The organism is Frankia sp. CcWB2 (assembly GCF_977927585.1).
Window position 1 is genome coordinate 1 of sequence record NZ_CDWRCM010000207.1, and the last position, 7,504, is coordinate 7,504.

The 7,504-nt window shown below is 68.2% G+C and carries 6 protein-coding genes and 1 pseudogene; 4 read left to right on the forward strand and 3 right to left on the reverse strand.

The genetic code is table 11. The annotated features are described in order from the left end of the window. Nucleotides 1–41: 41 nt before the first annotated feature. Together ACY45C_RS18115 and ACY45C_RS18120 are read right to left on the reverse strand one after the other, a co-directional pair. Entirely contained in the window at nucleotides 42–1,019 is a 978-nt protein-coding gene (locus tag ACY45C_RS18115; RefSeq protein WP_462188773.1) for an NAD-dependent epimerase/dehydratase family protein, read from the reverse strand. A 2-nt stretch (nucleotides 1,020–1,021) separates the two neighbouring features. Next, nucleotides 1,022–2,152: a DegT/DnrJ/EryC1/StrS family aminotransferase gene (locus ACY45C_RS18120; RefSeq protein ID WP_462188774.1), complete on the reverse strand. Its 1,131-nt coding sequence runs from the start codon at nucleotides 2,150–2,152 to the stop codon at nucleotides 1,022–1,024. 1,841 nt (nucleotides 2,153–3,993) lie between these two features. On the opposite strand from ACY45C_RS18120, the gene ACY45C_RS18125 reads away from it, so the two are divergent. From ACY45C_RS18125 to ACY45C_RS18135, 3 genes are all read left to right on the forward strand, one after another. Further along, nucleotides 3,994–4,878: an alpha/beta fold hydrolase gene (locus ACY45C_RS18125; RefSeq protein WP_462188769.1), complete on the forward strand. Its 885-nt coding sequence runs from the start codon at nucleotides 3,994–3,996 to the stop codon at nucleotides 4,876–4,878. 264 nt (nucleotides 4,879–5,142) lie between these two features. Next, the gene (locus ACY45C_RS18130) at nucleotides 5,143–5,595 is read left to right on the forward strand and encodes a phage holin family protein (protein ID WP_462188770.1); all 453 of its coding nucleotides are present in this window, start codon (nucleotides 5,143–5,145) and stop codon (nucleotides 5,593–5,595) included. Nucleotides 5,596–5,720: 125 nt separating this feature from the next. Then, nucleotides 5,721–6,263 (forward strand): DUF3618 domain-containing protein, encoded by a 543-nt coding sequence (locus ACY45C_RS18135; RefSeq protein WP_462188771.1) that lies wholly within the window; start codon nucleotides 5,721–5,723, stop codon nucleotides 6,261–6,263. A 37-nt stretch (nucleotides 6,264–6,300) separates the two neighbouring features. Here the strand turns inward: ACY45C_RS18135 and ACY45C_RS18140 are convergent. Beyond that, nucleotides 6,301–7,010: pseudogene (locus tag ACY45C_RS18140) on the reverse strand (RNA-guided endonuclease TnpB family protein). 76 nt (nucleotides 7,011–7,086) lie between these two features. Here ACY45C_RS18140 and tnpA point away from each other — a divergent pair. After that, nucleotides 7,087–7,503, forward strand: a complete 417-nt coding sequence (gene tnpA, locus ACY45C_RS18145; protein ID WP_462188772.1) for an IS200/IS605 family transposase — start codon at nucleotides 7,087–7,089, stop codon at nucleotides 7,501–7,503. The last annotated feature ends 1 nt before the right edge of the window (nucleotide 7,504 follow it).

Below are 7,504 nucleotides of genomic sequence, written 5' to 3' on the forward strand. Positions count from 1 at the left end.
GGATGGTCCATTCACCGTGCTACCGCCGATCTGCGCCATGGTCACTCCGAGGAGACCGCGGAGACGTCGAGGTCGCCGACAGGCGGGAGCGCCTGAGCCGGAGGCCGTCGATTTGCCAGATACCACTCGATGTACTGCCGGACACCCTCCGAGAAGGGTGTGGTCGGTCGCCAGCCGAGCACCTCCGCGGCCCGCTGCGCGGAGATCTCCCGGCCGCGGAAGTCCCCGGGGCGCGCAGGCATGTGTTCGATGGCGGTGCCGGGGAAGTACTCCCGGACGGCCCGTGCCATCTCCAGCACACTGACCGACTCGCTGCCCTCGAGGGCGAGCGTGGTGTTGGCCGCGTCGGGGGTCAGAGCCAGCACGTGCGCCTCGGCCAGGTCCCGGACGAACACGTAGTTGCGGAACTGCAGGCCGTCGCCGGCCACCGTCAGCGACTCGCCGTTCAGAGCCTTGCGGACGAAGCGGGCCAGCACCAGCTCGTCACGCATTCCGGGGCCGTAGGGGATGCCGTAACGCAGGATGGTGAACGGCAGCCCGTAGGTCTGCTGATAGCTGTGCAGCAGCAGTTCGGCGGCCAGTTTCGTCGAGGTGTAGACGTGCCCGGCGCGGCCCAGCGTGATCTCGGCGTCCTCCGTCAGCGGCGCCGAGCCGGCCCGGTCACCGACCGCCCCGTACACCCAGACGGTGCTGGCGAACAGCACCCGCCGAACCCCGGCCTGCCGCGCCGCCTCGCAGATGTTCCCGGTGCCCTCGACGTTGAGCCGCACGGTGCGCACCGGGTCGGCGAACGCGAAGTCCACATTGGACATCCCCGCGATGTGGAAGACGGCCTCGACGCCCCTCAGCGCGGCGGTGACCGCCGGCAGATCAAGCACGTCGAGCTGCTGGTAACTGGCCCGGGGGTCGACCGGCCGGTGTTCGACGTCCAGCGAGAGAACGTCGTGACCGGCGTCGAGCAGACGGTCGACCACATGGCTGCCGATGAAACCCGACCCTCCGGTTACCGCAATCTTCATCGTCATCCGTCCAGGCTCAGGCTCTGCAGCGCGGCGGCGAAGGACGCGACCACGTGGTCGGCCTCCACCTCGGTCATGTCCGAATGGATGGGCAGGCACACGTGCCGGGCGCAGATGTCCTCGGCAACCGGAAGGGACCGGACCGCGTAGTGACTGAAGACCGGCTGCCGGTGCAGCGGCGACTCGTAGACCTCACCGCTCAGGGAGACGCCGTGGCGTTCCTTCAGCTCCTTCTTCAGCCGGCCGCGATCGATCCCGGGGCGGGGCAGGACAATGTACTTGTAGTAGTTGCAGAGACCAGCCGGCGGCATCTGCAGGCGGGTAACGGTGCCCAGGGTGTCCAGCGCGGCGTCGTACCGCGCGGCTACGGTGGCGCGGGTCGCCAGGAAGTCGGCGAGATGCTGCAGATGCACCCGGCCGGTGACCGCCTGCATCTCGCTGAGCCGCCAGGCGTACCCCTGCTTGATGTGGACGTTCCCGAGAAAACCGGCTTTGCCCTGGTCACGATAGATCCGAGCGGCTTCGTGAATGGCGGGATCGGACGTGAGGATCATTCCGCCCTCACCGCTCGTGATGACCTTGGTTGGATAGAACGAGAACGCTCCCGCGATCCCGAACGACCCGGCGTGGCCGTCACCGTGGCGGCTGCCGTGGGCATGTGCCGCGTCCTCGACCAGCGCGATGCCTCGATCGTCACAGAAGGCCCGCAACTCGGCCACGTCCGGCGGGATCAGCCCACCGATGTGGACCAGGACAACGGCGCGGGTCCGCGGCGTCACCGCGGCCTCGACACTGCGGACGGTCAGGGCAAAGGTGTCCGAACTCACATCCGCGAAAACCGGCATGGCACCGGCCCGCAACACCGCGAAAGCGGTCGCCGCAAACGTGTTCGTCGGCACGACGACATCCGCGCCTTCGACACCGTGACTACGAAGGATGATCTCCAATGCGGCCGTTCCACTGCTCACGGCGACCGCGAACGGGGCCTCGTGAGCCGCGGCGAATGCCGCCTCGAATTCAGCGGTATGGACACCCAAGGTCAGCGCACCGGTGGCCAGGATCTCGGTCGCGGCTGATGCGATCTCCGCGCGATCCTCCGGTGAGAAGACGATGCGCGCCGCGGGGACATACACCTTGTTCACCCCTACCTTCCGAGTCATTCCCGTGCGAGCGAGCCGGCCGGCCCCCATAGCGGCTGCGCCGCGACGAAGGACCCGGCCGGGACGAGCCGCGGCCTTCGCGGCATCACCGACTCCGGATTCCGCCGGCCTCCCGCCAGCGACCCACCGCGCTCCCTCCGACCCGTACGGAGGCAACCATCGGCTTTGTCGGTACATGCCCAAAACAGGCTATCGATCCCGATCGCCGGCATGTCTGCAGCCCACGGCTACTCCCCACAAAACATCCCACATCTGTCCGAACGTAACCAAATATGTCAGCAAGGCGATATTCCTGTGATGAAGGAGAGATGTCTGTCACTAATCACCGCCAACCCGCGACACATGGTGATTGATGGCGACGCCACTCGCCGCGACGGCGACGGGTCCGCCCACGGCGACCCAGACCTGCTCCTCCAGTACCGCGGCCGCCCGGACCTCGTCGTTACGGCACTGGTCCCGGCCAGCCGCTTCCCGGGCACGGCCAAGGCCGGGAGGCCTGCATCGTCGCGTCTCCGATACCCAACGCGACACTCCATCACTCCAAGTAACACTCACCCGGGTAGCCGCGGAGGCGGCGGATGTCACCCCACCCTTCGTTCCTGTCAATGAACCGCGACCTCGACCGAGGACATCGACCGAGGACGCAGGGCGGGAACGAGCAGGCACTGCGGCAGATACTGATCGCCATGCGAACCACGCCTGTGGGCACGCGGACGACGATCAGTTGAAGACGGATGAACCGGATGGAGGACGCGGCCAGCCGGGGCTGATCGGCCGTCGAGAAATCACCCAGCCGGAGTGAGCGACCAGGGAAAGATCATCTACAGTCGAACCAGGGCCGTTCGCTCGAGAACGGTCTGGATACAACCGGATACAAGTAGTCCCGACGAAGCCGTCTCACCCGACGTACGGGGGGAACGCAGGTAGACGGCCTCGTCGGGACTTGGTGAAAGTGTACGACCCCCATCTGTCGGACGCGACGGGACCAAGGTCCCTAACGGTTTCCGCACCCTCGGCTCTTGCCAAACTGCACCGAAATGTGCTTCATGGGGCGAGAATGGTCACGATGCCGCCTCCTGGAAACTGATCTCGCACCGGCGTGTGTCGTAGAGCAGCCAGTGGGACGGCTGCCCCGCGCCGGCCCGATGGTGATCAAGCGTGGCACGACCACGCGGCCTGCGCGGAGGCGGCGGACCGGAGAGGTCGGGCCCGGACCCGAAACTCCGGGCCGAAATTATACCACATCAATATAAAAGTAACATTTTTCTCTTGAAAGCAGCAACGTGCAACAGTGCGGGCAGCTCGCCCGGGCCGGCCGGCAGTCCCCCGAAAGGTCGAAATTTCGGGCTAGATTACCGGTTCTGTTGCACATGGGAAACATCAGAATGCTTCGCTGCACCCCGTGCAGCGAAGGGAGTGGCGGCGGTCACGGGAATATCCGCGGCGGTGGGACGCCCGTGGTGCACGACGTGCATTCCCGGGAACGGGTGTGACGCCGCACGGGGCCGCCGGGGTCCGAGCTCCGGTACCGACCCGGTCACCTCGCCGGACCGAGTGCACACGCGCCGTTCGCACCCGGCGTCGTCGGGCGTCCTGCGCATCGGCCGAGGCAGGTCGACCGCCAGCGCATCTACGCAGGCCGGTCCAGCATTACATGATCGCCGCCCCGCGGTGGTCGTCTCATCGCCAATCCGACAACACGGCCACGAACGGCCTGAACGCAGGCCTGGCGGTGTTGTATCAGGGGTGGGACACGTCGCCGGCCGGCGACGATGGAGCCACCCGCCCGACGAACCGAACGGCAGAGACCTGGGATGGATGATGAAGCACCGGCCTGGTTCGAGGCCGCCCTTGACCACCGACCGGAGCGGCACGAGACCGAGGTGGCGGGCGCGACTATCAGTTACCGCTGCTGGGGCAGAGGCAGTCGGCCGGCGATCGTGCTGGTCCACGGTGGTGCCGCCCACGCGGGCTGGTGGGACCACATCGCGCCGATGATCCCGCGGGAGTACCGCGTCATCGCGCTGGACCTGTCCGGCCACGGTGACAGCGACCGGCGCGAGGACTACTCGCTCAGTACCTGGGCGGCCGAGGTGATCGGTGTCATCGACCACGCCGAGGTCACCTCGCCCCCGATCATCATCGGGCACAGCATGGGCGGCTGGGTAACGATCACTACCGCCGCGGAGTACCCGGACCGGGTCGCCGGCATCGTCGTCGTCGACTCCCCCGTGCAGGAGTTCACCCCGGAGGAACGGGCGGCCCGGGACCGGACGGCGTTCGGCCCGCTGCGGGTGTATCCGACGGCGACCGACGCGCTGGCCCGGTTCCGGGCGGTGCCGGAGCAGCCCTACGTGCTGCCGTTCATCATCGATCACGTCGCCCGGGGTTCGATCGGGTCGGTCCAGGGCGGCTGGACGTGGAAGTTCGACCCGAAGGTGTTCGGCAACCGGACCCCGTCGCCCGAGGTACTACGCAAGGTGCACTGCCGGGTCGCACTCTTCCGGGCCGAGAAGGGCCTGCTCACCCCCGACATCGGCGTCCAGATGTACAACCTGCTCGGGCGGGTGGCACCGGTGATCGAGATCCCGCTCGCCGGCCATCACGTCATGCTCGATCAGCCGTTGCTGCTGGTTACCGGGATCCGGACGATCCTCGCCGACTGGGAGCACTCCTCCCCGCAGGAACGGGTGGACTGACGACCGGGTGCGCCGGCCGCGGGCGCGAGAGTCCGGCGGAAAACGGACAAAACGGTAATTCGTCCCAGGTGGCGCGACTGCCGGGGTTAAGCCGCCGATCCGAGGGAATCCGCAGATCGTACGTTGTTCTGCGGGTGCGGCTACGCGGACGCCCGCTAGGAGAAGCCGCGAGGAGAACCCATGAGGAGTGCACACCGGCGGCAGTCGGGAACGACCGGTATTCCCTACCCGGACGATAGCGCCCCGTACGTGGATGGTGCACGGGTGCGGACCTCATCGGATGCCACCCAGGCTCTCCGGACCGCGCCGGCCCCGCCGGCCGCCGGGAGCACGACCGGGGACCGCGAATCGACCGGGGAACTGGTGTCCGACGTCGTCTCGGATATCTCCACGCTGTTCCGCCAGGAGGTCGCCCTCGCCAAGGCCGAGATGCGCGAGGAGGTGAAGAAGGCCGGCAAGGGCGCCCGCATGTTCGCCGCAGCGGGCGGCGCCGGTTACTTCGTCCTGCTCTTCGCCCTGTTGGCCGTCATGTTCGGCCTGGGTGAGGTGATGGCGCTGGGCTGGGCCGCCCTCATCATCACCGTCGTCCTCGGTGCCGTCGCGGCCGTGCTGGCCCTGAGGGGTCGTTCCACCGTGCGCGCGGTCCACCCCACTCCGGCGCAGACCGTGGAGACGCTGCGCGAGGACGTCCAGTGGGCGCAGGGCCGCCGCGGGTAGTCCCTCCCCCACCACCGCGGGTTCGTTCACCCGCCCACTACCCCGTGTCGCCACTCCCCGTGCCGCCCACCGCCCCGTGTTTCCGCGGAACCACCGGCAGAAGCATCAGAAAGGTCAGGTTCGCAGTGACAAGCACGAGTCCGGATGAGATCCGGTCCGACATCGAGGCGACCCGGGCGCGGCTCGGCAGCGACCTCGACCAGCTCTCCGACCGGGTCAGCCCGCAGAAGGTCGCCGGTCGCACCGCACAGGACATCAAACGCCGGGTGACCACGGCGACCGAGGCGGTCCGCCCGAAGGTCGCGGCGACGACGGAGATCGCGGCCGAAAAGGCCCGGGACACGGCGGATCAGGCGAAGGCCACCGTACGCCGGCAGTTCGACGCCCACCCGCAGCTCGCCGTGACCGCGCAGAAGGCCCGCGCGACGGCCGGCAGCGCCGCGGGTACGGCCACGCAGACTGTGCACAAGCAGATCGAGGCGCACCCGCAGGTGGCGGCGAAGGCCGGCCAGGTGCGCGACACCGCGGGCAGCGCCCTCACGGCTGGCCGGCAGAAGGCCGCCGACAACCCGCGGGCAGCGGGGTCCGCCGCCGGGCTGGCGGTTCTGCTCGTGATTCTGCTGCTCATCCTCCGGCTCCGGCGGCATTGCGAGATCGACCCGGATTGACATCCTCTCCGCCTTGAAGGGCGGAGGTTCCCGCCTGCTACGCCGCTGTGGGCGTGGGCTTCGGGTGGGTTCCCGCTTCGCCGCGCGGTGCCGGCACGGAGGCCGGTCTTACCCGCGCTCCACGGGCGTTTACGGTCTCCGCCTGCCCGGCGGCGACCCTGCGCCCTTCGGCCCTGATGTTCCGTGCCGCGTTCACGTCCCGGTCGTGGACGACCTCGCAGGCCGGGCACGCCCACGACCGGACCGCCAGTGGTTTCGGCCCGTCCTTCACCCCACACGCCGAACAGACCTGCGACGACGGGAAGAACCGGTCGACCTTCGCGAATACCCGGCCCTGCAGCGCGGCCTTGCTACTCCAGCATCGCGATGAACTGGGACCAGCCGGCGTCGTACACCGACCGGGCCAGCCGGGTCCGGCCAAGACCGGCCACGCACAGGTCCTCGACGTACACCGCTTGATTCTCGCGGATGATCGTCGTGGAGAGCTTGTGCTGCCAGTCCCGTCGGGCGTCGGCAACGTGGGCGTGCACCCGTGCCACCTTGACGACAGCCTTCTTCCGCCTGGTGCAGCACCACCGCCGACACGTCGGCGAGCCACGCCCGTCGCGGGGTCTTCTTCGCCTCGGTGATGACTCGCTTCGACAGTTCCCCATCCGACACGTACGGCAACCCGGCGGTGTGTGCTTCCTGCCGCAGCCGCAGCCCGTCGTTGAACACGACCCGGGCGCAGCCGAATGTCCGGGACAGCGCCGCCCTCTGACCCGGCGACGGGTCGAGACGGAAGTTGTACCGAAGCTGCGCAGATCGAGCCTACCATTGGCCTATGGGCAGCGATCTCGACATCCGTACTGGCAGGCACTGCGTTTTCGCGCTGCACGCCCACTTGGTTTTCGTGACCAAATACCGGCACCGCGTCTTCGAGGACGGGCACCTGACCCGACTGGAAGAGATCATGCGGGCGGTGTGCGCCGACTTCGAAACGGACCTTGCCGAGTTCAACGGCGAAGGCGAACACGTCCACCTGCTCGTCAACTACCCGCCGAAGGTCGCACTATCCCGGCTGGTCAACAGCCTCAAGGGAGTGTCGTCCCGGCGGATGCGCCAGGAGTTCCCTGAACTGGCCCGCCACTACTGGCGCGCGAACCGGCTGTGGTCCGGCTCCTACTTCGCCGGATCGGTCGGCGGGGCGCCGCTGACCGCCGTCCGCCAGTACATCGAGCAGCAGACCCGTCCCGTCTAGG